The sequence below is a fragment of the Paraburkholderia sediminicola genome, from assembly GCF_046027355.1.
GTDB lineage: Bacteria > Pseudomonadota > Gammaproteobacteria > Burkholderiales > Burkholderiaceae > Paraburkholderia > Paraburkholderia sediminicola_B.
Window position 1 is genome coordinate 92,224 of the sequence record NZ_JAQQEK010000021.1, and the last position, 25,229, is coordinate 117,452.

Genomic DNA, 25,229 nt, shown 5'->3' on the forward strand with positions numbered 1-25,229 from the left:
ATGGATAAACTCGTCATTGAAGGTGGCTACCCGCTGTCGGGTGAAGTCGTCGTCTCGGGTGCGAAGAATGCGGCGTTGCCGATTCTGTGCGCGAGTCTGCTCAGCGCGGAGCCGGTGCATCTGGAAAACGTGCCCGACCTGCAGGACGTGCGCACGATGCTCAAGCTGCTCGGCCAGATGGGCGTGCAGATCGAGAGCGGCGATGGGCGCGTGTCGCTGAACGCGTCGAAGGTCGATAACCTCGTCGCGCCGTACGAAATGGTGAAGACCATGCGCGCGTCGATCCTCGTGCTCGGCCCGCTGGTCGCGCGCTTCGGTCACGCGCGAGTCTCGCTGCCGGGCGGCTGCGCGATCGGCGCGCGGCCGGTGGATCAGCACATCAAGGGCCTGCAGGCCATGGGCGCCGAGATCACGATCGAGCACGGCTTCATCGAAGCCCGCGCGAAGCGTCTGAAGGGCGCGCGCATCGTCACCGACATGATCACCGTGACCGGCACCGAAAACCTGCTGATGGCGGCTGTGCTGGCCGAGGGCGAAACTGTCATCGAGAACGCGGCGCGTGAGCCGGAAGTCGGCGATCTCGCGCATCTGCTGGTCGAGATGGGCGCGAAGATCGAAGGCATCGGCACGGATCGCCTCGTGATCCAGGGCGTCGACAAGCTGCACGGCGCGAAGCACACGGTGATTCCGGACCGGATCGAAGCCGGCACGTTCCTGTGCGCGGTGGCGGCGGCCGGTGGCGATGTCACGTTGCGTAAAGTGCGTCCGCTGATTCTCGAAGCGGTGACCGAAAAGCTGCGTGAAGCGGGCGTCACGATCGAAGAGGGCGACGACTGGATGCGCGTACGCATGGACAAGCGTCCGAGCGCGGTCACGTTCCGCACCTCCGAATACCCGGCGTTCCCGACCGACATGCAAGCGCAGTTCATGGCGCTGAACACGATCGCGACGGGCACCTCGCAGGTCGTCGAGACGATCTTCGAAAATCGCTTCATGCACGTGCAGGAACTGAACCGCCTCGGCGCCAACATCACGATCGATGGCAACACCGCGCTCGTGACCGGCGTCGACCAGCTTTCCGGCGCGAAGGTGATGGCGACCGATCTGCGGGCGTCCGCGAGTCTCGTGATCGCCGCCTTGCGCGCCGACGGTGAAACGCTGATCGACCGGATCTATCACCTCGACCGCGGTTACGACCGGATGGAAACCAAACTCACCGCCATCGGCGCGAAGGTGCGCCGTGTCTCGGGGAGCCAGGCATGAGCGCCATGCCGCAAACTTCGTCTTCGCCGGCGGTGAGCGCACCGCTCACGCTGGCGTTGTCGAAAGGGCGTATCTTCGAGGAGACGTTGCCGCTGCTCGCCGCAGCCGGCATCGAAGTGGCCGAAGATCCGGAAACCTCGCGCAAGCTGATTCTGCCGACCACCGACGCGAACCTGCGCGTGATCATCGTGCGAGCCACCGACGTGCCGACCTATGTCGAATACGGCGCGGCCGACTTCGGCGTGGCGGGCAAGGACGTGCTGCTCGAACACGGCGGCAGCGGCCTGTATCAGCCGGTCGACCTGGATATTGCGCGCTGCCGCATGTCGGTCGCGGTCGCCGCAGGTTTCGATTATGCGAATGCAGTGCGCCAGGGCGCCCGCTTGCGCGTGGCGACCAAGTACGTTGAAACGGCACGTGAGCATTTCGCCGCCAAGGGCGTGCACGTCGATCTGATCAAGCTGTACGGTTCGATGGAACTGGCGCCGCTGGTCGGTCTCGCCGATGCGATCGTCGACCTGGTGAGCTCGGGCAATACCTTGCGCGCCAACAATCTGGTCGAGGTGGAGGAGATCATGCAGATTTCGTCGCGCCTCGTTGTGAATCAGGCGGCGCTGAAGCTCAAGCGCGCCGCGTTGCGGCCGATTCTCGACGCGTTCGAACGCGCGTCGAAAGCCGGCGCCACGACGGCCTGATAGTGTCAGTGTGACCACGTTCTAAAGCGCGCCTTACCGAAACGGATACCCGTATGTCTATCAAGATTCGCAAACTCGATTCCACCGCTCCCGACTTCCAGAAGTCGCTGCACGCGGTGCTCGCGTTCGAGGCGAGCGAAGACGAAGCAATCGAGCGCTCGGTCGCGCAGATTCTGAACGACGTGAAGGCGCGCGGCGACGCTGCGGTGCTCGAGTACACGAAGCGCTTCGACCGTGTCGAGGCGAAGAGCGTCGATGCACTCGAATTGCCGATGTCGGAACTGGAAGCGGCGCTCGAAAGCCTCGAGCCGAAGCGCCGTGCGGCGCTCGAAGCGGCGGCGGCGCGGGTGCGCGGTTACCACGAGAAGCAGAAGATCGAATGCGGCAGCCACAGCTGGCAGTACACGGAAGCCGACGGCACCGTGCTCGGCCAGAAGGTCACGCCGCTGGATCGCGCGGGTATCTACGTGCCGGGCGGCAAGGCGGCATATCCGTCGTCGGTGTTGATGAACGCGATTCCGGCGCGAGTGGCCGGCGTGCGCGAAATCGTCATGGTCGTGCCGACGCCGGACGGTGTGAAGAATCCGCTGGTGCTCGCGGCCGCGTTGCTGGGCGGCGTAGACCGCGTGTTCACGATCGGCGGCGCGCAGGCGGTCGGCGCGCTGGCGTACGGCACGGCAAGCATTCCCGCGGTCGACAAGATCTGCGGTCCGGGTAACGCGTATGTCGCGTCGGCCAAGCGTCGCGTGTTCGGCACGGTCGGCATCGACATGATTGCCGGGCCGTCGGAAATCCTCGTGTTGTGCGACGGCACCACGGACCCGCGCTGGGTCGCGATGGACCTGTTCTCGCAAGCCGAGCACGACGAGCTCGCGCAATCCATCCTGCTGTGCCCGGACGACGCGTTCATCGGCCGCGTGAAAGACGCGATCGACGAACTGCTGCCCACCATGCCGCGCCGCGATGTGATCCAGGCATCGCTGGAAGGCCGCGGCGCGCTGGTCAAGGTGCGCGACATGGAGCAAGCCTGCGCGATCGCCAACGACATCGCCCCGGAACACCTCGAAATCTCCGCGCTGGAGCCGCATCAATGGGGCCAACTGATCCGCCATGCCGGCGCGATCTTCCTCGGCCGCTACACCAGCGAAAGCCTCGGCGACTACTGCGCGGGGCCGAATCACGTTTTGCCTACGTCTCGTACCGCACGGTTCTCGTCTCCTTTGGGCGTCTATGATTTCTTTAAGCGTTCAAGCGTGATCGAGGTCAGCGCGGAAGGCGCGCAGACGCTCGGCGAGATCGCCGCCGAGCTCGCTTACGGCGAAGGCCTGCAGGCGCATGCCCGCAGCGCCGAATACCGGATGCGGCAAACCGGCTGAGCGCGGTCGATCCGGCGCTGAAGCCGCGGGCATGCGGGCATCGAGCCGGTGCCCGCGAACGCCGGCGACGGATTGCGCGCGGTTCTCCGTTTAATAAAGACAACACAGACCAACCTGGGGCGGCCCGCATGCCGCCGACGCCGGGCCGGCGTTCTCCTCGCGGGCCCGCTTCACCGACCTATGACGACACCTCAAGACATCATCCGCCGCGACGTGCTCGCGATGACGAGCTATCCGGTTCCGGACGCCACGGGCTACATCAAGCTCGACGCGATGGAAAATCCGTTCACGCTGCCGCCGGTGCTGGCCGCGCATCTGGGCGAGCACCTGGCCGGCGTCGCGCTGAACCGCTATCCGGCGCCGCGTCCGGATGCGCTGATCGAGAAGATCAAGCGTGTGATGCAAGTGCCGGCCGGCTGCGACGTGCTGCTCGGCAACGGTTCGGATGAAATCATCAGCATGGTGTCGGTCGCGTGCGCACAGCCGGGCGCCAAGGTGCTCGCGCCGGTGCCGGGTTTCGTGATGTATCAGATGTCGGCGAAGCTGGCGAATCTCGAGTTCATCGGCGTGCCGCTGAAAGCGGACTTCACGCTCGACACCGAAGCGATGCTGGCCGCCATCGCCGAGCACCAGCCGGCGATCATCTATCTGGCATACCCGAACAACCCGACCGGCACGCTGTACGACGACGCCGACATGGAGCGCATCATCGCCGCGGCAAAAAAGAGCCTCGTGGTGATCGACGAGGCTTACCAGCCGTTCGCGCAGCAAAGCTGGCTGCCGCGCGCCGACGCGTTCGACAACGTCGTCGTGATGCGCACGGTGTCCAAGCTCGGCCTCGCCGGCATCCGTCTCGGCTACCTGGTCGGCAAACCGGCCTGGCTGACCGAATTCGACAAAGTGCGGCCGCCGTACAACACCAACGTGCTCACGCAAGCCGCCGCCGATTTCCTGCTCGACCACGTCGACGTGCTCGACTCGCAAGCCGCGCAATTGCGCGACGAACGGACCAAACTGGCGCACGCGGTGTCCCAATTACCGGGCGCCGAAGTGTTCCCGAGTGCCGGCAACTTCCTGCTGGTGCGCGTGCCCGACGCGTCCGTTCTGTTCGAAACGCTACTCACGGCGCGGGTTCTGATCAAAAACGTGAGTAAAATGCATGCATTGCTGGCCAATTGCGTGCGTTTGACCGTCGGTTCGCCGGAAGAAAACGCCCAATTGCTCGCTGGACTGAAACTCGTGCTGAACTGAACGGCGTGCCGAACGGCCGCGCAAGCGCTTTCCCATATTGCGGAAAGCGCGCGTGGCCCGCCGTTTTCCCATCCCACCTACCTATCGCTTTCTAGCTAGATTCGAGGAATTACCATGCGCCTTGCGGAAGTCGTTCGCAACACCAGCGAAACGCAGATCCGTGTGAAGATCAATCTGGACGGCACCGGTCAGCAAAAGCTGGCCACCGGCGTGCCGTTTCTGGACCACATGCTCGACCAGATCGCGCGGCATGGATTGTTCGACCTCGAAATCGAAGCGCATGGCGACCTGCATATCGACGACCACCACACGGTCGAAGACACCGGCATCACGCTCGGCCAGGCCGTCGCGAAAGCGATCGGCGACCGCAAGGGCATCCGTCGCTATGGTCATTCCTACGTGCCGCTGGACGAGGCGCTGTCGCGCGTCGTGATCGATTTTTCTGGCCGTCCGGGCCTCGAATTCCATGTGCCGTTCACGCGCGCGCGCATCGGCACGTTCGACGTCGATCTGTCCATCGAGTTTTTCCGCGGCTTCGTGAATCACGCCGGCGTCACGCTGCATATCGACAACCTGCGCGGCCTGAACGCTCATCATCAGATGGAAACGGTGTTCAAGGCGTTCGGGCGTGCGTTGCGCATGGCCACCGAACTGGACGAACGCGCGGCGGGACAGATTCCGTCGACCAAGGGCAGCCTTTAAGCGCTCGTCAGCCGGCTCAGTGGCCGGCTCATTGGCCAACTCAATTACCAGGACCGGGACCCGCGCTTGCGCTCGCGCCCGGTGTGCGATGGACATTCTGAAGTCGTTTATTTCGCTGCTGGCATTGATCAACCCGGTCGGCGCCATCCCGTTCTTCATGAGCCTGACGGCGAATCAGAGCGATGCCGAGCGGCGTAGAACCATCCGGATCGCGGCTATTTCGGTGTTCTGCGTGATTGCGGTGACCACGCTGCTCGGGCAGCAGATCATCAGCTTCTTCGGCATTTCGGTTGGGTCGCTCGAAGTGGGCGGCGGGATCATCATGCTGCTGATGGCGATCAACATGCTGAACGCGCAGATCGGCAACAGCCGTTCGACGCCGGAAGAGCGCCATGAAGCCGAGCAGAAGGACAACATCGCGGTCGTGCCGCTGGCGATTCCGCTGTTGACCGGTCCGGGTGCGATCAGCACCACGATCATCTACGCGGCCGGCTCGGCGCATTGGTACGACCGGATCAGCCTCGTCGCCATCGGCGCGGTGTTGGCGGCGATCTGTTTTTTTTCGCTGCGCCTTGCCGAACCGATTGCCCGCTGGGTCGGTCGCACGGGTATCAACATCGGCACGCGGCTCATGGGTTTGATGTTATCGGCGCTGGCGGTGGAATTCATCGTCGACGGATTGAAGGCATTGCTGCCTAACTTGAAATGAAAACTTCGATAGCGATTGTGGATTACGGAATGGGCAACCTCCGTTCGGTGGCCCAGGCACTGCGCAAAGCCGCGCCGGAAGCGGACGTGGCGATCGTCGACCGGCCGGAAGCGATTCGCGCGGCCGACCGCGTGGTGCTGCCCGGTCAGGGCGCGATGCCCGACTGCATGCGCAGTCTGGCCGAATCCGGCCTGCAGGAAGCGGTGGTTGAAGCGTCGCGCACCAAGCCGCTGATGGGCGTATGTGTCGGCGAGCAGATGCTGTTCGACTGGAGCGCGGAGGGCGGCACGCCCGGCTTGGGCCTGCTGCCCGGCAAAGTGCTGCGCTTCGACCTGGAAGGCCAGGTGCAGGACGACGGTTCGCGCTTCAAGGTCCCGCAAATGGGCTGGAACCGCGTGCGCCAGGCGCAGCCGCATCCGCTGTGGGATGGCGTCGCGGACAACGCGTTCTTCTACTTCGTGCACAGTTACTACGTGGTGCCGGACAATGCCGCCCATACTTCGGGCGAAACGGTGTACGGTGTGCCCTTTACCTCGGCGGTGGCGCGGGATAACATCTTCGCGACCCAATTCCACCCGGAAAAGAGCGCCGAAGCGGGGCTGCGCGTGTATCGCAACTTCGTGCACTGGAACCCGTGAGCGCCTTTCTTCATCCTGTTGCCGTGCGCCGCTCCGCCACGAGCGGAACGTGTGCCGCGCGCCGCAATTGCACCACCGCGATTTCGCTCCCCCACGACGCTGTGCAAGGGCGTCGAAAGAGTTGTACTAAACTAGCGAAACGGCGTCTCGGCGGGCTGAACTACCAGCCGCTGCCGCCGACCTTCAACCCCTTCCCAGACAACACCCGATTGCTATGCTGCTGATTCCCGCCATCGACCTGAAAGACGGTCAGTGTGTACGCCTCAAACAGGGCGATATGGACCAGGCGACGATATTTTCCGAGGAACCGGCGGCGATGGCCCGACATTGGGTCGATCGCGGTGCCCGGCGTCTGCACCTCGTCGACCTGAATGGCGCGTTTGCCGGCAAGCCGAAGAATGAAGACGCGATTCGCGCGATCATCGAGGAAGTCGGCGGCGAGATTCCCGTTCAACTGGGCGGCGGCATCCGCGACCTGAATACGATCGAGCGCTATCTGGACGACGGTTTGTCGTACGTGATCATCGGCACGGCGGCGGTGAAGAACCCCGGCTTCCTGCAGGATGCCTGCACGGCGTTCGGCGGCCATATCATCGTCGGGCTGGATGCGAAAGACGGCAAGGTCGCCACCGACGGCTGGAGCAAGCTGACCGGCCACGAAGTGGCCGACCTCGCGCGCAAGTTCGAGGACTACGGCTGCGAGTCGATCATCTACACCGACATCGGCCGCGACGGCATGCTTCAGGGCATCAACATCGAAGCGACGGTGCGTCTCGCGCGCGCGGTGAAGATTCCGGTGATCGCGAGCGGTGGCTTGTCGAACCTCGCCGATATCGAATCGCTGTGCGAAGTCGAAGACGAAGGCATCGAAGGCGTGATCTGCGGCCGGGCGATCTACTCGGGCGATCTCGACTTCGCGGCGGCGCAAACCCTCGCGGACCGGCTGCGCGAATCGGACGACGCTTAAGGCCGGGAAGACAAGGCGCCCGCGTCTCGTGCTTCCTCGTGTTTCGGCGTCGCGGTGAGCGAATCACCGGCGCTGGAGCAGCGCGGCTATGCGCCGGCATAGCGTCTCAAGCCGCCTGCGTGCGACTCACCGGCGGCACGACTGGCCGCGCCGACCTTGCGCCGCTTGCCCCAGGCGAGCGGCCTCATCAGCGGTATTGGCAAAATTGCAAGATCATGGCTCTAGCTAAACGCATCATCCCCTGTCTCGACGTCACGGCTGGCCGCGTGGTCAAGGGCGTCAACTTCGTCGAACTGCGCGATGCGGGCGACCCGGTCGAAATCGCTCGCCGTTACGACGATCAGGGCGCCGACGAACTCACCTTCCTCGACATCACCGCGACCTCGGATCAGCGCGATCTGATCCTGCCGATCATCGAAGCGGTCGCCTCGCAAGTGTTCATTCCACTGACGGTCGGCGGCGGCGTGCGCGCCGTCGAAGACGTGCGGCGCCTGCTGAACGCGGGCGCGGACAAGATCAGCATGAACTCGTCGGCGGTGGCGAATCCGCAGCTCGTGAAGGACGCGACGGACAAATACGGCTCGCAGTGCATCGTCGTCGCGATCGACGCGAAGCGCGTCTCCGCGGACGGCGAGCCGCCGCGCTGGGAAGTCTTCACGCACGGCGGGCGCAAGGCCACCGGGCTGGAGGCGGTCGAATGGGCGCGCAAGATGGCCGAACTCGGCGCCGGCGAAATCCTGCTCACCAGCATGGACCGCGACGGCACCAAGAGCGGCTTCGACCTCGCGCTCACGCGCGCGGTGTCGGACGCGGTGCCGATTCCGGTGATCGCTTCGGGCGGCGTGGGCAATCTGCAGCATCTGGCCGACGGCATCAAGAGCGGCCACGCGGACGCAGTACTCGCCGCGAGCATCTTCCACTACGGCGAACACACCGTGGGCGAGGCCAAGCGCTTCATGGCCGATCAGGGCATTTCGGTGAGGTTGTGACGTGGTGAATCCCTCGGCAGTCAATTGGCTCGACAAGGTCAAGTGGGACGCGAACGGCCTCGTGCCTGTGATCGCACAGGAAGCGTCGACGAACGACGTGCTGATGTTCGCATGGATGAACCGCGAAGCGCTGGCGAAGACCATTGAGACGAACCGCGCGGTGTATTTCTCGCGCTCGCGTCAGCGTCTGTGGTTCAAGGGCGAAGAGTCGGGCCACGTGCAGCATGTGCACGAAGTGCGGCTCGATTGCGACGAAGACGTCGTGCTGCTGAAAGTGGAGCAGGTGTCGGGCATTGCCTGCCACACCGGCCGTCACTCGTGCTTTTTCCAGAAATTCGAAGGCGCGGTGGACGATGGCGACTGGGTCGCCGTCGATCCCGTGCTGAAAGACCCCGAACACATCTACAAATGACGCAATCCACGCAAACCACGTCGTCCGACCCCGCGAACACGAATGACACGCTGCTGCGCCTCGCGGCGATCATCGACAGCCGCAAGGGCGGCGATCCGGACGTTTCATATGTGTCGCGCCTGTTCCACAAGGGCGACGACGCGGTGCTGAAGAAGATCGGCGAAGAAGCCACCGAAGTCGTGCTGGCCGCCAAGGACGCGCGCCACGGCGGCGCGCCGAAGGCACTGGTCGGCGAAGTCGCGGACCTGTGGTTTCACTGCCTCGTGATGCTGTCGCATTTCGATCTGAGCCCGGCGGACGTGCTCGCCGAACTGGAGCGCCGCGAAGGCATGTCGGGCATCGAGGAAAAGGCGCTGCGCAAGAGCCGCGACCGCGAGCAGAACGGCGACTGATCGTCGTTGGTCCGCTCGAGTCTTGAAGTAGACAGCACCGGCGCCCACATTGCACTGAACGCACCTGACGCATCCTTGGGAGGACGCAAGCATGGAACAGTCGCACGACAGCTATCCGCCGCCGGTCTATCGCAATGCTATCGAGCCAGAGCGCGAACGCAGCCTGCGCACGCTCACCCACGTTCTGTACGCGCTGTATGCGGTCCACTGGCTGACGGGCGGCCTGACGATCCTGATCGCGATCATCATCAACTACGTGAAGCGGCCCGACGTGGTGGGCACGCCGTACGAAGCCCATTTCGAGTGGCAGATCCGCTCCTTCTGGATGGCCTTGCTGGGTTACGCGATCGGCGGCGTGCTGCTGTTCGTGGTGATCGGCATTCCGGTTCTGTGGGCCGTGAGCATCTGGATGTTGTACCGTATTATCAAGGGCTGGCTGTATCTGTACGATAACAAGCCGCTCGCGAATCCGCGTGGCTGGTTCTGAGTTTCGTCCGACGGTTGCCGGGCCTGACATGAATCGCGCCGCGTCCGCTTCGCGCTTCAGCCATACTGTGTCAGGAATACGATGAGCCACGACCCGAACTGCCTTTTCTGCAAAATCGCCGCCGGCGCGATCCCGTCGACCAAAGTCCACGAAGACGACGAATTCGTCGCCTTTCGCGACATTCGGCCGGCCGCCGAGACGCATGTGCTGGTCATTCCGCGCAAGCACATCGCCACGCTGTCGAACTGCACCGAAGGCGATGCTCCGCTGCTTGGTAGAATGCTAGTTTTGGCGGCACGTCTGGCCGATCAACTGGGCGTGGCGTACACCGGCGGCGAGACGGGTTTTCGCACGGTAATCAATACCGGGCCGGGCGGCGGGCAAGAGGTATATCACCTGCACGCACACATTCTCGCGGGACCGCGCCCCTGGCAGCGCATGGGCTGACGCGGCAGCGCGGCGAGTTTTGGTCACACACAATACCGCGGCCGTTGTTTTTGCCGCATTGTAACGACGCCGACGCGATCGTCTGGTCACAATGACATACCGTGTCGCGAGTCGAATCGGAAGGGCTCGCGGTAATGTTTAGATGAAGCGTACGCGCTTCGATTCATGCCGCAAGGCGTACGAGTTTCGCCGCACTACGGTGCGGTGTCGGGTTAAGGAGAGTAGTCATGGGTTCGTTGAGTATTTGGCATTGGCTGATCGTGTTGTTGATCGTGGCGCTCGTGTTCGGCACGAAGAAGCTGCGCAATATCGGCACCGATCTGGGTGGCGCGGTGAAGGGCTTCAAGGAAGGCATCAAGGAAGGCGAAACGCCGGCAGGCGAAGCGCAGCAGCGCGAACTGCCGCGCAACGGCGCCGTGGACGTGGAAGCAAAGGAAAAGACGCCGCGTTCGGGCGATTACCGCTAAGCCGCGGCTTAACCGCGTTACTGACGGACATTCCACTTCATGCTGGACCTCGGTCTAACCAAGATGGCGCTGATCGGCGTCGTCGCGCTGGTCGTACTCGGGCCTGAGCGCCTGCCACGCGTCGCCCGCACGGCTGGCGCGTTGTTCGGCCGCGCGCAGCGATATATCAACGACGTGAAGGCCGAAGTCACGCGCGAAATCGAACTCGACGAACTGCGTCGGATGAAAAGCGAGTTCGAGGCCGCCGCGACCAACGTCCAAACCTCCGTTCAGGACAACCTGCGCAAGCACGAGACGGAAATGAACGACGCGTGGAACAGCGGCACGTCGGTGTCGCCGAGCATTGCCGGCGGCGCGCTCGAAGACGTCGGCAATACAGGCAACAGCTCGTGGCCGAGCAGCACGCCGGCTGCGGCGTCCAAACGCAAGAACTGGCGCGTCAAGCAGACGGCCATGCCCACTTGGTACAAGCGCGCGACCACGCGCCGCACGCGTGTGCAGTCGGGTGCGGCGCGCGTGGCGCGGCATACGCCGGCCAGCATGCGTCGCCCGACGCGGTTTTTCTGATGATCAGAACGACAATCTCTAACCGAGGGCCGGTGTGAGCGACCCCCAGCATACCCAGGACGAAGGCACTGAAGAGACCTTCATTTCCCACCTCGTTGAATTGCGCGACCGTATCATTCGCGCCGGCCTTGCCGTCGTGGTGGTGTTCGTCGGGCTCGTGTACTGGGCGCCGGATATTTTCCGGTTGCTCGCGCGGCCCTTGATGCAGAACCTGCCGAAGGACGGCAAGATGATCGTCACCGACGTCACCGGCTCGTTCTTCGTGCCGATGAAGGTGACCATGCTGGTGGCCTTCGTGATCGCGTTGCCGATCGTGCTGTATCAGATCTGGGCATTCGTCGCGCCGGGTCTTTACCAGCACGAGAAGAAACTGGTCGGGCCGCTGGTGGGCAGCAGCTACACGCTGTTCCTGTGCGGTATGGCGTTCGCGTACTTCGTGGTGTTTCCGACCATCTTCCGCGTGATGGCGCACTACAACGCGCCGCTCGGCGCGGAGATGACCACGGACATCGACAATTACCTGAGCTTCGTGCTGACCATGTTCGTCGCGTTCGGCGTGACGTTCGAAGTGCCGATTGTCGTGGTGCTGCTGGTGCGCATGAACGTGGTGACGCTCAAGAAGCTCAAGGAGATTCGTCCGTATGTGATCGTCGGCGCCTTTGTTATTTCGGCCGTGGTCACGCCGCCGGACGTGTTCTCGCAATTGATTCTCGCGATTCCGCTGATCGTGCTGTATGAGGCAGGGATCATCGCGGCGCGGTTGATCGTCGGCAAGCAGCCGGTGGTGATCGAAGACGCGAGCCCGTCGGAATGATGGCGTAGCGCCTAGGCCACTCACGCAAAGACAAAAGGGCAGTCCGTTATGGACTGCCCTTTTTGCTTGATGCGCGGCGCGTTGCTTGTGCCTGCTGTTGCCGCTGAGGCGTTGCCGTCGCGATTTTGTTCTGCGTCCTCCGCTACGTCAGCCGCCGTCGTCGTCCTGATCGCCGCCGCCGCCGTTGTCCTCGGCCGGCTGCTTTGGCGGAGGCGGCCGTTTGCCGATGGTGACTTCCAGATCCATCTCGCGGCTCTTACGCACGAGATGCACCTTCGCGGCCGTGCCCGGTTTGATCTGCGCGATCACATTCAGCAGGCGCGTGGTGTCGGTGATTTCCTGTCCGTTCACGCTCATCAAAATGTCGCCCGGCTTGATGCCCGCGCGGTCCGCGGGACCGTTCTTCAGCACGCCCGCGACAATCGCGCCCGACTTCTGATCCAGTCCGAACGATTCGGCGATCTCCGGCGTGACGTCCTGCGGTTCGACGCCGATCCAGCCGCGCGTGACCGAACCCGTGGTGATGATGCTCTCAAGCACGCTCCTCGCCGTCGAGACAGGAATCGCGAAGCCGATGCCGAGCGAGCCGCCCGAGCGCGAATAGATCGCGGTGTTGATGCCGAGCAGGTTGCCGTTCACGTCGACCAGCGCGCCACCCGAGTTGCCCGGGTTGATGGCCGCGTCGGTCTGAATGAAGTTTTCGAACGTGTTGATGCCGAGGTGATTACGCCCTAGCGCGCTGACAATGCCCATGGTCACCGTCTGGCCGACGCCGAACGGATTGCCGATGGCGAGCACCACGTCGCCAACGCGCGTCTGGTCCATGCGGCCGAGCGTGATGGTGGGCAGGTTGGTCATGTTGACCTTGAGCACCGCCAGGTCCGTTTCCGGATCGACGCCGATCACCTTCGCATTCGTGGTGCGGCCGTCGGCCAGCGCGATTTCGATCTGATCGGCGCCGTCCACGACGTGCTGGTTCGTTAGAATGTAACCTTCCGAACTCACTATCACGCCGGAGCCCAGATTGGACGCGGGCTGTTCCTGCTGCTTGCGGTTCTTGTCGCCGAAGAAGTAGCGGAACAGCGGATCTTTCGCGCGTGGGTCGGGTGGCAGTGAGCCATCCTTGCTGGAGAACACATTGACGACCGCGGGCATGGCCTTTTGCGCGGCGTCCGCGTACGACGCCTGAGCTGGGCCGCTGCCGATGCCTGGCGCTACTTCCCGCAGGGCGACGATCGGTTCGGCGAGTTGCTTGCCGAATTGCCCTTGACGCTGGAGCCACTGCGGTTTGAGGGTCGCAATGATGAACATTAGCGCCAACAGCACGGTCACCGCTTGGGCAAAGAACAGCCAAAAGCGTCTAAGCATCTGAAGACTAGAGGTTTATATGGATCGGATCGAACTTGAATTGTACTTGAACAATCTCCTTGAAACCGCGCGCTTCAAGGACTATTGCCCCAATGGGCTGCAGGTCGAAGGGCGTCGCAAGATCAATAAGCTCGCGACCGGCGTGACCGCTTCGGCGGCCTTCCTGGAGGCCGCGCTCGACTGGGGCGCGGACGCCGTGCTGGTCCATCACGGCTATTTCTGGCGCAACGAAGCGCCGCAGATCACCGGCCGCAAACACGCACGGCTGAAGCTGCTGATCGCCAACGACCTGAACCTGTTCGCCTATCACCTGCCGCTCGACGACCATCCCGAGTTCGGCAACAACGCGCAGATCGGCGCGAAGATGGGCTGGATCAGCGACGCGCGCTTCGGCGAGAACGACCTCGGCTGGCTCGCCACGTTTCCAATGCCGATCACGCTCGCGCACTTCACCGCGCAAGTCGAGCAGACGCTCGGCCGCACGCCGCTCGTATTCGGTGACGCGGACCGCGAACTGCGCCGCGTGGGCTGGTGCACGGGCGCGGCGCAAGGCATGTTCGACGCGGCCATCAATGCGGGCGCCGACGTTTATCTGACCGGCGAAGTGTCGGAGTCGGTGATGCACACATCGGCGGAAAGCGGCGTGGCTTTTCTCGCGGCCGGCCATCATGCAACCGAGCGCTTCGGCGTGCAGGCGGTGGGCAAGCATCTGTCCGAGCAGTTCGATATCGAGCACCTCTTTATCGATATCCCTAATCCCGTTTGAATCGCCAGATCGACGTAAAACGCATTAGCGAAGAAAAAGGCAAGAATAACGGAGAGGGCGCTTAAAAGGAGGTGCAAAAAGGTTTGCGATTCGTACGGAGAAACCCTGATTTATCAAAGGCTTCGCACGGTTTTTGGCAATCGGCCCTTGTAAATGGCGACTCCATTCGCGCAAACTAGCGGCGGTAGAAGAGACGTGAAGGAAAAATCCAACTCAGAAGTGGGGCGTGTGATGCGAGACAAGGAAGATGAACGCGTCGACGGCAGCCGCCGTACCTGGCTGATAGCGACGACCGTAGCAGGTGGCATAGGAGGCGTTGCCACTGTCGTACCCTTTGTTAGTTCGTTTGCACCATCTGAAAAGGCCAAGGCAGCAGGTGCCCCGGTCGAAGTCGATATCAGTGATCTCAAGCCCGGCGACATGAAGACCGTTGCCTGGCGTGGTAAGCCGGTGTGGATCATCAACCGCACCGACAGAATGCTCGCCGATGTCCAGAAAGCCGATAACGAAGTAGCGGATCCCCACACCAAGAATCCTTTTTCGATGCCGTTGCCGGAGTACTGCAACAACGAGTTCCGTTCACGCACCGACCACAAGAACCTTTTCGTCGCCGTCGCCGTGTGCACCCATCTGGGCTGTACGCCGACGCCGCGCTTCCAGGAGGGCGCGCAGCCCAATCTTCCAGACGACTGGCCAGGCGGCTTCCTGTGCCCTTGCCACGGCTCGACCTATGACATGGCCGGCCGCGTCTTCAAGAACAAACCTGCGCCGCAGAACCTCGACATCCCGCCTTACATGTTCACCTCGGCCACCGGCCTCGTGATCGGCAAGGACGAGAAAGGAGAAGCGTAATGGCGATCGAACACGAAGTAGAGACGACCGGGCTGGTCGGCTGGATCGACCGGCGCTTTCCGCTGACTTCCACCTGGAAGAAGCACGTTTCCGAGTACTACGCGCCGAAGAACTTCAACTTCTGGTACTTCTTCGGTTCGCTTGCGCTGCTGGTGCTGGTCAACCAGATCGTCACCGGCATCTTCCTCACCATGAACTACAAGCCCGACGCGACGCTCGCGTTCTCGTCGGTCGAGTACATCATGCGCGAGGTGCCGTGGGGCTGGCTGATCCGCTATATGCACTCCACGGGCGCCTCGATGTTTTTCGTCGTCGTGTATCTGCATATGTTCCGCGGGCTCATGTACGGCTCGTACCGCAAGCCGCGCGAACTGGTGTGGATTTTCGGCTGCGCGATTTTCCTGTGCCTGATGGCCGAAGCGTTTTTCGGCTATCTGCTGCCGTGGGGCCAGATGTCGTTCTGGGGCGCGCAGGTGATCGTGAACCTGTTCTCGGCGATTCCGTTCATCGGGCCGGATCTGTCGCTGTGGATTCGCGGCGACTATGTGGTCTCGGACGTGACCCTGAACCGCTTCTTCGCGTTTCACGTGATCGCGATTCCGCTGGTGCTGATCGGTCTGGTGGTCGCTCACCTGGTCGCGCTGCACGAGGTTGGGTCGAACAATCCGGACGGCATCGAAATCAAGGCGAAGAAGGACCCGGACGGCATTCCGCTCGACGGCATCCCGTTCCACCCGTACTACTCGGTGCACGATTTCATGGGCGTGACGGTGTTCCTGCTGATCTTCGCGGCGATCATTTTCTTCGCGCCGGAGATGGGCGGCTACTTCCTCGAAGCGAACAACTTCGTGCCGGCCAACCCGCTGCAGACGCCGCCTGAAATCGCCCCGGTGTGGTACTTCACGGCCTTCTACGCGATGCTGCGCGCCACTACCGATCCGTTCAAGATCGTGCTGATGGTCGTGATCGGGCTGCTCGGCCTGCTCGCGCTGGTGCGCGCGCGTGGCAAGTGGAAGCTCGGCCTGCCGGTGCTCGCGGTGCTGGTGATTCTGGCCATGGCGTTCACCGAGTCGAAGTTCTGGGGTGTGGTGGTGATGGGCAGCGCGGTGGTGTCGCTGTTCTTCCTGCCGTGGCTTGACCGCTCGCCGGTCAAGTCGATCCGTTACCGGCCGTTCTTTCACAAGGTGTTCTACGGCATCTTCGTGGCCGCGTTCCTGACGTTGGCTTTCCTCGGCACGAAACCGCCGTCGCCGGCCGCCACGTTGATCGCGCAGGTCTGTGCGCTGATCTACTTCGCGTTTTTCCTCGGTATGCCGTTCTGGACGCGGCTTGGCACGTTCAAGCAGCCGCCCGAACGGGTGCGGTTCAAGCCTCACTAATCGCGAGCCAGGAGAACACGAAATGAAGAAACTGCTTACGAAGTGCGCGCTGATCGGCGCGACACTGCTCGCGGTGCTGGCCGCTCCGGCTTACGCGGACGAGAATTTCCCTCTCGACCGCGCGCCGGATAACGCGGAGAATTTCGCTTCCTTGCAGCACGGCGCGCGATTGTTTGTAAACTACTGCCTGAATTGCCACAGCGCGAACCTGATGCGCTACAACCGCCTGACCGACATCGGCATCACGCCGAACGAAATTCAGGCGAACCTGCTGTTCACCACGGATAAAGTCGGCAACACCATGACCGTGGCGATGCGCCCGGACGACGCGCAAGCGTGGTTCGGCGCGAGTCCGCCGGATTTGTCGGTGGAAGCGCGAGCGCGCGGCAAGGATTGGCTGTACACGTATTTGCGCAGCTTTTACCGCGACAATACGCGGCCGACCGGCTGGAACAATCTGGTGTATGAAAACGTGAGCATGCCTCACGTGCTGTGGCAGCTTCAGGGGCAACGCACCGCGAAGTTCGGTGACGAAACCGACGAAAAAACTGGCGAGACGGTACACAAATTTGTCGGCTTCCAGCAGGTCACTCCGGGGACGATGTCGCCGGTAGATTATGATTCTGCTGTGGCCGACCTCGTGTCGTACCTGTCATGGATGTCCGAACCGACCCAGAAAACCCGCAAGCAGCTTGGCGTGTGGGTGCTGTTGTTCCTCGGTATCCTGAGCTTTTTCGCCTGGCGATTGAACGCCGCGTACTGGAAACATATCAAATAATCACGCCGTCACCCGGCGTGGGGCCGGCGCCAGGAAAAACCTGTTGGACGGTTTTTCCGCGCGCTGGCCTTTCAGCTTTTTGAGGAAACGTAAACATGATGGTTCTGTATTCCGGCACAACTTGCCCGTTCTCCCAGCGCTGCCGGCTGGTGTTGTTCGAAAAGGGCATGGACTTCGAGATCCGCGACGTCGACCTGTTTAACAAGCCGGAAGACATCGCCGTGATGAATCCGTATGGTCAGGTGCCGATTCTCGTCGAACGGGACCTGATTCTGTACGAATCGAACATCATCAACGAGTATATCGACGAGCGCTTCCCGCATCCGCAACTGATGCCGGCCGATCCGGTTCAGCGCGCCCGCGCCCGCCTGTTCCTGCTGAACTTCGAGAAGGAATTGTTCGTTCACGTCGGCACGCTCGAAAACGAAAAGGGCAAGGCCGCCGAGAAGAATCACGAGAAGGCCCGTCTCGCGATTCGCGATCGTCTGACGCAACTCGCGCCGATCTTCCTGAAGAACAAGTACATGCTCGGCGAAGAGTTCTCGATGCTCGACGTCGCGATCGCGCCGTTGCTGTGGCGTCTGGATCACTACGGCATCGAGCTGTCGAAGAACGCCGCACCGCTGATGAAGTACGCCGAGCGCATTTTCAGCCGCCCGGCTTATATCGAAGCGCTGACGCCTTCGGAAAAGGTGATGCGTCGTTGATTGGCTTTGGGGGCGAGGGCGCCGCGCGGTTGACTGAGCGCGGGCCCGCGCCCGGTTAGAGGACTGTTGATGCAAGAGATTTCCACCAAGCCTTACCTGCTGCGCGCGCTCTACGAGTGGTGCACGGATAACGGCTATACGCCGCACATTGCGGTCCGGGTCGACAATCAGACGCGCGTGCCGCGTCAGTTTGTGCGCGACAACGAAATCGTGTTGAACATCAGCTTCGAGGCGACCAGCCAGCTGCAGATGGGCAACGAGTGGATCGAGTTCAGCGCGCGTTTCTCCGGCAAGTCGCACAAGATCGAGGTGCCGATCGCCAATATTCTCGCGATTTACGCGCGCGAAAATGGCCAGGGCATGGCGTTCCCGGTCGAGTCGACGGGCGGTGAAGCGCAGGATTCGGGCGCCGACGCGGAAGTGGCGGACGAGACCGAAGCGCCCGCGCCACGCGTGGTCGAAACGGCGCCGGCGACGGACGCCGCCACCGCCAAAGCGGATAGCGAGGCGGACGGTCCGCAGCCTGACGACGACGGATCGAAAGGCGGCGGAAGGGCTCGCCTCAAGATCGTAAAATGAAGTAGAATCACGGCCTCATGCCGGCTTAGCTCATCAGGTAGAGCGCTTGACTTGTAATCATGAGGTGGCGGGTTCGAGTCCTGCAGCCGGCACCAGTTGTACTAAACGGGGTTTCTGTTCAGTCAGAAACCCCGTTTTTCATTGGTGCGCGCTGATTGATTAAGACGCCGTGTCCGGCCCGCTGCACGGCCCTTCAGCCTGCAAAAAGAACCGGCTTCATGAAGGATCGGTGAGCCGTGAAGCGGTCCAAAATCACCATATCTCTTTCACCTTGTCGATTGTGGACTTTTGAGTCCACGTTTGCCCGCCGAGGCCGGCAGATAACGCGCTTCACCCGTCCCCGCCGACGAATAGCGCACCGCGAACCCGGACGACAGAGGTACTATTCGGGCGTCAGTCGGCCACGCTATCCAGTACTCCGGCGGGCAATGCCCCCGATGACGCGGCTTTTCAGCGCGTCGCTCCCGCAACACCGATCCCACCTCATATGACCAGCCCTGCAACCATCACCTGGCCCGAAGCCGACGGCCCCCGCTCCGCGCGTTGGCGTTCCGAAGCGGCCGTGCCGCCGCCCAAGCGCGTCATCGTCGCGGACGACCGCACCACCGCTGACTCTGCCTACCGACTCGCGTGCGAAGGGACGGCGCTGCTATGGAACGGCGACTTCCAGAACGCTCGACAACTGCTGCAAGCGGTGACGCGCCGGCTGGAGCGCAAACCTCGCAAGCACGGCGAAACGCCGATCGACGCATTCAATCTGCATCGGCAGGCGCAGTCGCAACGCGCGCGCACGCTCGGCATGATCCTGATTCCGCTCGACGCCGCGTACGCTATTCCGCTGCGCCGCGCGCCAGATGTTCAGCAAGCCTGCATCGAGACGTACGGACCGTCCACTGACGAGCTCTCCGTCGTGTCGCTGCGCGAACTGCTCGGCATGATCGGCGCGCACGAGTGGCGCAAGAAGGGCGTCGAGATTCCCGCGCTGGGTGACCGGATTCATCCGCACTACGGCGTGTTTTCGCCGGTGCGCGGCGAGTACGTGGATCTCGTCGCGCGCACGCCGCTGCCTTCGTTGAACAAGGCGTTCGATATCGGCACCGGCACGGGCGTGTTGTCCGCGCTGCTCGCCAAACGCGGCGTGAAGAAAATCATCGCTACCGATCAGGATCCGCGCGCGCTCGCTTGTGCACGCGAGAACCTGACGCGTCTCGGCTATGACCAGCAGGTCGAGGTCGTGCAGGCCGATCTGTTTCCGGAAGGCCGCGCGCCGCTGGTGGTCTGCAATCCGCCGTGGGTGCCGGCCAGGCCCGCCTCGCCGATCGAGTACGCGATCTACGATCCGGAAAGCCGCATGCTGCTCGGTTTCCTGAACGGCTTGGCGGAGCATCTGTCGCCGGGCGGAGAGGGCTGGCTGATCATGTCGGATTTCGCCGAGCATCTCGGCTTGCGCACGCGCGACTTCCTGCTTGCCGCCATCGACACGGCTGGTTTGACCGTGGTGGGTCGCGAGGATATTCGTCCGCGACACCCGAAGTCGACCGATGAAACCGATGCGCTGCATACGGCGCGCATGGCCGAAGTGACGTCGCTGTGGCGTTTGAAGGCTCGATAAGCGGTGAGATGCGCTGCTCTCGCTTTTAAGCGAGAGCGGTACGTCACGCCAACGCGCCGCGACCTTTGATCTTGCCGACATACGCAGCCGCGCCACGCCCTGCCGCGAGGCCGCTGGCAAAGCAGGCGGTGAGCAGGTAACCGCCCGTCGGCGCTTCCCAGTCGAGCATCTCGCCCGCGCAGAAGACGCCGGGCAGGCGCTCAATCATCAAGTGCTCGTCGAGCGCCTCGAAGGGAATACCGCCGGCGGTGCTGATCGCTTCCGCGATCGGTCGGGCGCGCGTGAGCCGCACGGGCAGCGCCTTGATGGCGTGCGCTAGGCCATTGGCGTCGGCGAAGGCTTCTTTCGACAAAATCTCGTGCAGCAGAGCCAGTTTCACTCCGCCAATTCCGATTCTGCCGTGCAGGTGGCTCGACATCGAGCGTGAGCCGCGTGGTCGCGTGACTTCCGCGACGACCCGCTCCAAAGCCAAGCCCGGCGCCAGATCCAGCGCGATCGTGACATCGCCGTCGGTCAGAATCCGCTCCCGGATCACGGCCGACAAAGCATAAATCAGACTCCCTTCGAGGCCCGTTTCGGTCAGAAGTATTTCACCTTGTCGATTGTGGACTCTATTGTCTACGCCGGAGAGCGCGATGGCCACCGGCTTGACAGGTTGACCCGCGAAACGCTCTCGCAGATAGGGGCTCCAGTCCGCGTCGAAGCCGCAGTTCGCGGGCAGCAAGGGCGTCACCGGCACGTCGCGCGAGGCCATCAGCGGGACCCAGGCGGCATCCGATCCAAGCCGCGGCCAGCTTGCGCCGCCCAGCGCGAACACGACGGCGTCGAAGGTCAGGGTTCGTTCGCCGTCGGGCGTCGCGAAACGGAGCGTATGCGTGGCGGCTTCGCCAGCTTCGGTATCCCAGCCGGTCCACTTGTGGCGCATGTGAAAACGCACGCCCGCCTCGCGCAGTCGATGCAACCACGCACGCAGCATCGGCGCGGCTTTCATGTCGGTCGGAAAAACGCGCCCCGAACTGCCGACGAACGTCCCCACGCCCAGCGCATGCAGCCACGCGCGCAAGGCGTCGGGATCGAAGGCTTGCACGAGCGGCGCAATCTGCTCTCGGCGCGCGCCGTAGCGGCCGAGGAACGGCTCAAGCGGCTCCGAATGCGTGATGTTCATGCCGCCTTTGCCCGCCATCAGGAATTTGCGGCCGACCGACGGCATGGCGTCATGGACGTCGACCTGCACGCCTTGCTGGGCGAGCGCCTCGGCGGCCATCAAGCCGGCGGGGCCGCCGCCGATCACGGCGACGCGGGCGGAATCGAATGAGGATGACATGCGGGCCTGCGGATGAGCGGAAGAGGCGGCGCGCCGGCGGTTCGGATGATCCGGCGGCGCGAAGGGCGCTATTTTCACACCGCGGGCAGCGCAGGGCAAACGCGCGAGCGGGCCGGCAGGCCGAAAAAGGCTGGGTTCAGGCGGTCCTGCATCCGCCTGGATTGCGTCGGCGGCTTCGTTATCGACCGGCGCGATCTATACTTTTCAGACACCTTCCATCGGACGCCGTGCGCGTCTTCCTTGCGTCATACCAACTCGCCGTCTTCCCTGCCACCCGGCGCTATCCGCGCTATCGGAGCCGGCGTGTCACGGCCGGCGATGTGGTCCGCGCGTCTGCTGCCTGCGTGGATGTCTGAACGTCATCTGGATCAAGGAGACTGCCATGTCCCGCAAATACATCGATTGCCGTGAGTTCCCGAGCGAAATGAACTGCACCGTCGCCCTATCTGCCGACAGCGAGAGCGAATTGCTCGACGCCGCCGTGCAGCATGCGGTCGCTGTGCACAAACATGCGGATTCGCCGGAACTGCGCTCGCAACTTAAGACGCTCTTTCACGACGGCACGCCACCGGTCGAAGCGCCGAGCGCGTGAGCTGCCGTCTTTTGTTGGGGGAGCTACAGAACGAGCGACCCGCGCGAGCGGCGTCTTGCCGCCCGCGCGGGTCGCAGCATCGTTGAACTATGTCTTAGCCGGGGTACGCCTCGTCCACCTTGAGCCCGGCGAGCTTGAAGATGACCCGCAGCGTCTGCGGTTTGATATCGCGCCGCGATGCGAGCGTAGTCATGACGAAGTCGAGCACTTTCGCGTACTTGAGCATGGTCAGGCAGGTTTCCATGTCCACGCTGCCGTCGCGCATGACTTCGGCCAGACGGAGCATTTCCGTCGAGATGTCGCGGGCCATTTCCAGTTCAAGTTGCTGCTTCTCGGACCATGCCGGGGTGGCGATGAGCTTCGCCAGCATTTCCTGAAATTTCTGTTCGACGTTTCCGTTGGGTACCGTATCCATTGCCGCCTCTTCTATTTTCCGAGCGCGCGTCCGCTTGACGTCTCGGCGCGCTGCTGGTTACGTAACGTTCGGCCCGTGTTCCGGGACCGTCCTCCCCACATGCATTCGGTTCGCGTGGTGAAAGCCACGGCCGCAGCCCGTTGTTATAGGCGGCACGGCCCGGCACCATCGGGGCCGGCCGTTACGCAAGCTATGCTTTTTGCGCCTTTCTGGAACCTTCCGCGTGACGCTTTTTGAGCAGGAAGTGTTCCAGTTGATGCTCTTTCTGACATGCTTCGCGCGGCTCCTTCGGTCAGCAAGCCGCACTTTGGGTAAACTGGCAGCAACTTTTCCCTTTTTCCGTCATCTGTCGCACGTTCACGTTGCAATTCTTGGCGATTTCCCCCGATGTCCAGCAAAACGCACGAAATCCGTCCGAACCAATCCGTCGAGTTGCTTAAGGAGCTTCACATCCTCACGCGCGACGGCAAGATGAACCAGGACAGCCGCCGCAAACTGAAACAGGTCTATCACCTGTTCCAGTTCATCGAGCCGCTGCTCAAAGACCTCAAGGACAAACAGGGCGCCGTGACCCTCGTCGACCACGGCGCGGGCAAGTCCTATCTAGGTTTTATCCTGTACGACCTTTTCTTCAAGGAGTTTCAGGAAGATGCGGGCGGTGCGTCACACATCTACGGCATTGAGACGCGCGAGGAGCTCGTCGCGAAGTCGGAGGAACTGGCTGGCCGGCTGGGTTTTACGGGCATGTCGTTTCTGAATCTGTCGGTGGCGGACTCGATCACGTCGGACCGTTTGCCGGCCCAGATCGATATTGTCACGGCGCTGCACGCCTGCAATACCGCGACCGACGACGCGCTGCGCTTCGCGCTCGAGAAGAAGGCGAAGTACATCGTGGTCGTGCCTTGTTGCCAGGCCGAGGTGGCAGGGGTGTTGCGGCAGAACAAGGGCAAATCTCTCGCGAACGCCTTGACGGAGATGTGGCGGCATCCGTTGCACACGCGGGAGTTCGGGAGCCAGATCACGAACGTGCTGCGGTGTTTGCAGCTCGAAGCGCACGGGTATCAGGTCAGCGTGACCGAGCTGGTGGGTTGGGAGCATTCCATGAAGAATGAACTCATCATCGCCCAGTACAAGGATTTGCCGAGGCGCCGGCCGGCCGAGCGCTTGAACGAGGTGATGGAAACGCTCGGGATCGAGGAACTGAAGGAACGGTTTTTTGTTTCAGCCTGATTCGGGCGGCGTCGCGCGGTGGTTCGGTGCGAGCCGCTGCGTAAATCAGCGCTTCATCAACGCATTCCAGCCGGCCAGGCCGATTCGCCGGAGCGTTTGCTGATTCCGCTCGTAAATCTCTTCGGCATCGGGAAAAGCCTGAACCGCGCGTTCGATGCTGTCCTCGCGCAGCAGATGCAAAATCGGATACGGCGCGCGATTCGTGTAGTTCTCGATATCGTCAGGGCCGCTGTCTTCAAACTGATAAAGAGGGTGAAAGCTGGCGATCTGAACGATGCCTTCCAGCCGAAGCTGCTTGAGCATGCGTTCGGCGAAAAACAGGCAGTCGTTGTAGTCGAGAAAATCGCTGAGCGCCTGCGGCACGATTAAAAGCGTCGTATCCACGGCATTCGGGTCGGTTGCGACCAGCCTCTGAAGCTCGGTTTCCAGATCGGCCAGCACACTTTCCATTTCCGTGGCATCGCTGACGGCATAGCGAATCTGCCCTTTCACGTGGACTGCCTTCGCGAACGGACACAGGTTGAGGCCGATCACAGCCTCGGTCAGCCAATGACGAGTAGCGGCGATGACAGCATCGTGGGATTCGGCGGACAACGACATGGCAGGCGGTACGGGAGATAAAACGCCATTTTAACGGGGCGGATCGGCATCGATTCGCGCCTCGCGCAAACAGAACCGCAAAGCAGAAAATTCAGTCAGTCAGTCGACGACGCCGCCGCCGCGCCGCACGCAGCGGCGATCAACTGCGCGGCGACTTTCGGCGCGGCCAGAATAGGCCCGCAACCGGGGCCGTACGTCTGGCTGGCCGCATACACGCCTTCGATCATCAAACCGAGCGCATTAGCCAACGCGACCGGATCATCGGCGCCTGCTGCCGTCGTCAGTTCCGTGAGCCGCGCCATCAACCGCGCCTTGTTGTGAAACACGAACTGCCGCGCCGGATGCGCCGCATCCGGAAACTCCACCGACACGTTCACAAACGGACAGCCGCGATAATCATCCACGGACGCGCGCACCGCGAGGTCGTCGAAATATTGCTGAAGCTGCCGGGCCGGCTCGCCAGGATGTTTGGCGAAGCTCCTCTCCACGTAGGCGAAGAACTGCTCGTCCTTGCGCTCCAGATAGGCCATGACCAGTTCGTCCTTCGACGAGAACTGCCGGTACAAGCTCATCTTGTTCACGCCGGCGCGCTCGACCACCGCGTCCACGCCGACGGCTCGCACACCCTCGCGATAGAACAGCTCGTCCGCGGCACGGAGCAAGTGCTGTTGCGCCTGCGGTCCGGCGGTCTGCGCGCCGCGCGTGCGCCGGGCCGCGGACGGTTTGAGGGATTCACTGTCGGACATGATGGCCACCTGAACTCAATTAACGCCTTGACATGTTACCGATCAGTAACTAAGATCGCAACACCTATTGTGACTGATCTGTCACAAGTCCTTTACCGAACGCGT

30 protein-coding genes and 1 tRNA gene are annotated in these 25,229 nt (G+C 62.6%); 26 read left to right on the forward strand and 5 right to left on the reverse strand.

All coding sequences use genetic code 11. The annotated features are described in order from the left end of the window. From murA to tatC, 16 genes are all read left to right on the forward strand, one after another. Window positions 1-1,263, forward strand: coding sequence for a UDP-N-acetylglucosamine 1-carboxyvinyltransferase (murA, locus tag PQR42_RS30090; protein ID WP_408179071.1), 1,263 nt, complete (start codon window positions 1-3; stop codon window positions 1,261-1,263). Then, window positions 1,260-1,958 carry an ATP phosphoribosyltransferase gene (gene hisG / locus PQR42_RS30095; protein ID WP_168795388.1) on the forward strand — a complete coding sequence of 233 codons (699 nt, stop codon included), beginning with the start codon at window positions 1,260-1,262 and terminating at the stop codon, window positions 1,956-1,958. The genes murA and hisG overlap by 4 nt, the downstream gene beginning before the upstream one ends. 53 nt (window positions 1,959-2,011) lie before the next feature. Further along, on the forward strand, window positions 2,012-3,334 hold the full coding sequence (gene hisD / locus PQR42_RS30100) for a histidinol dehydrogenase (RefSeq protein ID WP_408388743.1): 1,323 nt from the start codon (window positions 2,012-2,014) through the stop codon (window positions 3,332-3,334). 180 nt (window positions 3,335-3,514) lie between these two features. After that, complete coding sequence (gene hisC, locus PQR42_RS30105; protein WP_408215331.1) at window positions 3,515-4,585, forward strand: histidinol-phosphate transaminase; 1,071 nt, start codon at window positions 3,515-3,517, stop codon at window positions 4,583-4,585. Window positions 4,586-4,699: 114 nt separating this feature from the next. Then, on the forward strand, window positions 4,700-5,287 hold the full coding sequence (hisB, locus tag PQR42_RS30110) for an imidazoleglycerol-phosphate dehydratase HisB (protein ID WP_064267519.1): 588 nt from the start codon (window positions 4,700-4,702) through the stop codon (window positions 5,285-5,287). Between the two features lie 88 nt (window positions 5,288-5,375). After that, the gene (locus PQR42_RS30115; protein WP_408215335.1) at window positions 5,376-5,996 is read left to right on the forward strand and encodes a MarC family protein; all 621 of its coding nucleotides are present in this window, start codon (window positions 5,376-5,378) and stop codon (window positions 5,994-5,996) included. Beyond that, window positions 5,993-6,634 carry an imidazole glycerol phosphate synthase subunit HisH gene (gene hisH / locus PQR42_RS30120; RefSeq protein WP_408215338.1) on the forward strand — a complete coding sequence of 214 codons (642 nt, stop codon included), beginning with the start codon at window positions 5,993-5,995 and terminating at the stop codon, window positions 6,632-6,634. The genes PQR42_RS30115 and hisH overlap by 4 nt, the downstream gene beginning before the upstream one ends. A 214-nt stretch (window positions 6,635-6,848) precedes the next feature. Then, complete coding sequence (gene hisA, locus PQR42_RS30125; protein ID WP_042329166.1) at window positions 6,849-7,601, forward strand: 1-(5-phosphoribosyl)-5-[(5-phosphoribosylamino)methylideneamino]imidazole-4-carboxamide isomerase; 753 nt, start codon at window positions 6,849-6,851, stop codon at window positions 7,599-7,601. Window positions 7,602-7,816: 215 nt separating this feature from the next. Next, window positions 7,817-8,590, forward strand: coding sequence for an imidazole glycerol phosphate synthase subunit HisF (hisF, locus tag PQR42_RS30130; RefSeq protein WP_013589770.1), 774 nt, complete (start codon window positions 7,817-7,819; stop codon window positions 8,588-8,590). A gap of 1 nt (window position 8,591) precedes the next feature. Then, entirely contained in the window at window positions 8,592-9,002 is a 411-nt protein-coding gene (hisI, locus tag PQR42_RS30135; protein ID WP_408215343.1) for a phosphoribosyl-AMP cyclohydrolase, read from the forward strand. Beyond that, the gene (locus tag PQR42_RS30140; protein WP_408215346.1) at window positions 8,999-9,394 is read left to right on the forward strand and encodes a phosphoribosyl-ATP diphosphatase; all 396 of its coding nucleotides are present in this window, start codon (window positions 8,999-9,001) and stop codon (window positions 9,392-9,394) included. Before hisI ends, PQR42_RS30140 begins: the two co-directional genes overlap by 4 nt. A gap of 91 nt (window positions 9,395-9,485) precedes the next feature. Further along, on the forward strand, window positions 9,486-9,881 hold the full coding sequence (locus tag PQR42_RS30145) for a DUF4870 family protein (RefSeq protein WP_408215348.1): 396 nt from the start codon (window positions 9,486-9,488) through the stop codon (window positions 9,879-9,881). An 81-nt stretch (window positions 9,882-9,962) separates the two neighbouring features. Continuing rightward, window positions 9,963-10,328: a histidine triad nucleotide-binding protein gene (locus PQR42_RS30150; RefSeq protein ID WP_342960584.1), complete on the forward strand. Its 366-nt coding sequence runs from the start codon at window positions 9,963-9,965 to the stop codon at window positions 10,326-10,328. Between the two features lie 227 nt (window positions 10,329-10,555). Next, the gene (gene tatA / locus PQR42_RS30155) at window positions 10,556-10,795 is read left to right on the forward strand and encodes a Sec-independent protein translocase subunit TatA (protein WP_168795379.1); all 240 of its coding nucleotides are present in this window, start codon (window positions 10,556-10,558) and stop codon (window positions 10,793-10,795) included. Between the two features lie 39 nt (window positions 10,796-10,834). Continuing rightward, window positions 10,835-11,362: a Sec-independent protein translocase protein TatB gene (gene tatB / locus PQR42_RS30160; protein ID WP_408215352.1), complete on the forward strand. Its 528-nt coding sequence runs from the start codon at window positions 10,835-10,837 to the stop codon at window positions 11,360-11,362. Between the two features lie 34 nt (window positions 11,363-11,396). Continuing rightward, window positions 11,397-12,176, forward strand: a complete 780-nt coding sequence (gene tatC / locus PQR42_RS30165; protein ID WP_408215355.1) for a twin-arginine translocase subunit TatC — start codon at window positions 11,397-11,399, stop codon at window positions 12,174-12,176. Between the two features lie 147 nt (window positions 12,177-12,323). Here tatC and PQR42_RS30170 read toward each other — a convergent pair whose 3' ends face one another. Beyond that, a complete protein-coding gene (locus tag PQR42_RS30170; RefSeq protein ID WP_132376755.1) occupies window positions 12,324-13,544 on the reverse strand; it encodes a Do family serine endopeptidase in 1,221 nt (406 codons plus the stop codon). A 19-nt stretch (window positions 13,545-13,563) separates the two neighbouring features. Between PQR42_RS30170 and PQR42_RS30175 the strand changes: the two genes are divergently transcribed. From PQR42_RS30175 to PQR42_RS30210, 8 genes are all read left to right on the forward strand, one after another. Continuing rightward, window positions 13,564-14,310 carry a Nif3-like dinuclear metal center hexameric protein gene (locus PQR42_RS30175; protein WP_408235039.1) on the forward strand — a complete coding sequence of 249 codons (747 nt, stop codon included), beginning with the start codon at window positions 13,564-13,566 and terminating at the stop codon, window positions 14,308-14,310. A 231-nt stretch (window positions 14,311-14,541) separates the two neighbouring features. Then, window positions 14,542-15,162 carry a ubiquinol-cytochrome c reductase iron-sulfur subunit gene (gene petA, locus PQR42_RS30180; protein WP_012434493.1) on the forward strand — a complete coding sequence of 207 codons (621 nt, stop codon included), beginning with the start codon at window positions 14,542-14,544 and terminating at the stop codon, window positions 15,160-15,162. After that, entirely contained in the window at window positions 15,162-16,541 is a 1,380-nt protein-coding gene (locus PQR42_RS30185; protein ID WP_408215361.1) for a cytochrome b, read from the forward strand. The genes petA and PQR42_RS30185 overlap by 1 nt, the downstream gene beginning before the upstream one ends. Window positions 16,542-16,563: 22 nt before the next feature. Then, window positions 16,564-17,319 (forward strand): cytochrome c1, encoded by a 756-nt coding sequence (locus PQR42_RS30190; RefSeq protein WP_408388746.1) that lies wholly within the window; start codon window positions 16,564-16,566, stop codon window positions 17,317-17,319. Window positions 17,320-17,414: 95 nt separating this feature from the next. Then, complete coding sequence (locus tag PQR42_RS30195; RefSeq protein ID WP_006052302.1) at window positions 17,415-18,026, forward strand: glutathione S-transferase N-terminal domain-containing protein; 612 nt, start codon at window positions 17,415-17,417, stop codon at window positions 18,024-18,026. A 69-nt stretch (window positions 18,027-18,095) separates the two neighbouring features. Beyond that, on the forward strand, window positions 18,096-18,605 hold the full coding sequence (locus PQR42_RS30200) for a ClpXP protease specificity-enhancing factor (RefSeq protein ID WP_408215365.1): 510 nt from the start codon (window positions 18,096-18,098) through the stop codon (window positions 18,603-18,605). 19 nt (window positions 18,606-18,624) lie between these two features. Then, a tRNA-Thr gene (locus tag PQR42_RS30205) sits at window positions 18,625-18,700 on the forward strand. 392 nt (window positions 18,701-19,092) lie between these two features. After that, window positions 19,093-20,217, forward strand: a complete 1,125-nt coding sequence (locus PQR42_RS30210) for a methyltransferase (RefSeq protein WP_408388748.1) — start codon at window positions 19,093-19,095, stop codon at window positions 20,215-20,217. 43 nt (window positions 20,218-20,260) lie between these two features. Here PQR42_RS30210 and PQR42_RS30215 read toward each other — a convergent pair whose 3' ends face one another. After that, window positions 20,261-21,541, reverse strand: a complete 1,281-nt coding sequence (locus tag PQR42_RS30215) for a TIGR03862 family flavoprotein (protein WP_408388750.1) — start codon at window positions 21,539-21,541, stop codon at window positions 20,261-20,263. Between the two features lie 382 nt (window positions 21,542-21,923). On the opposite strand from PQR42_RS30215, the gene PQR42_RS30220 reads away from it, so the two are divergent. Continuing rightward, window positions 21,924-22,133, forward strand: a complete 210-nt coding sequence (locus tag PQR42_RS30220; RefSeq protein WP_408215372.1) for a DUF1059 domain-containing protein — start codon at window positions 21,924-21,926, stop codon at window positions 22,131-22,133. Window positions 22,134-22,227: 94 nt separating this feature from the next. On the opposite strand, the gene PQR42_RS30225 is transcribed toward PQR42_RS30220, so the two are convergent. Then, a complete protein-coding gene (locus tag PQR42_RS30225) occupies window positions 22,228-22,548 on the reverse strand; it encodes a type II toxin-antitoxin system HicA family toxin (RefSeq protein WP_012434486.1) in 321 nt (106 codons plus the stop codon). 387 nt (window positions 22,549-22,935) lie between these two features. Between PQR42_RS30225 and PQR42_RS30230 the strand changes: the two genes are divergently transcribed. After that, a complete protein-coding gene (locus PQR42_RS30230; protein ID WP_408388752.1) occupies window positions 22,936-23,778 on the forward strand; it encodes a class I SAM-dependent methyltransferase in 843 nt (280 codons plus the stop codon). Between the two features lie 45 nt (window positions 23,779-23,823). Here the strand turns inward: PQR42_RS30230 and PQR42_RS30235 are convergent, their stop codons facing one another. Both PQR42_RS30235 and PQR42_RS30240 read right to left on the reverse strand, forming a co-directional pair. Next, on the reverse strand, window positions 23,824-24,378 hold the full coding sequence (locus tag PQR42_RS30235; RefSeq protein WP_408388754.1) for a DUF1415 domain-containing protein: 555 nt from the start codon (window positions 24,376-24,378) through the stop codon (window positions 23,824-23,826). 95 nt (window positions 24,379-24,473) lie between these two features. Then, entirely contained in the window at window positions 24,474-25,124 is a 651-nt protein-coding gene (locus tag PQR42_RS30240) for a TetR/AcrR family transcriptional regulator (RefSeq protein ID WP_408388756.1), read from the reverse strand. Window positions 25,125-25,229 lie beyond the last annotated feature (105 nt).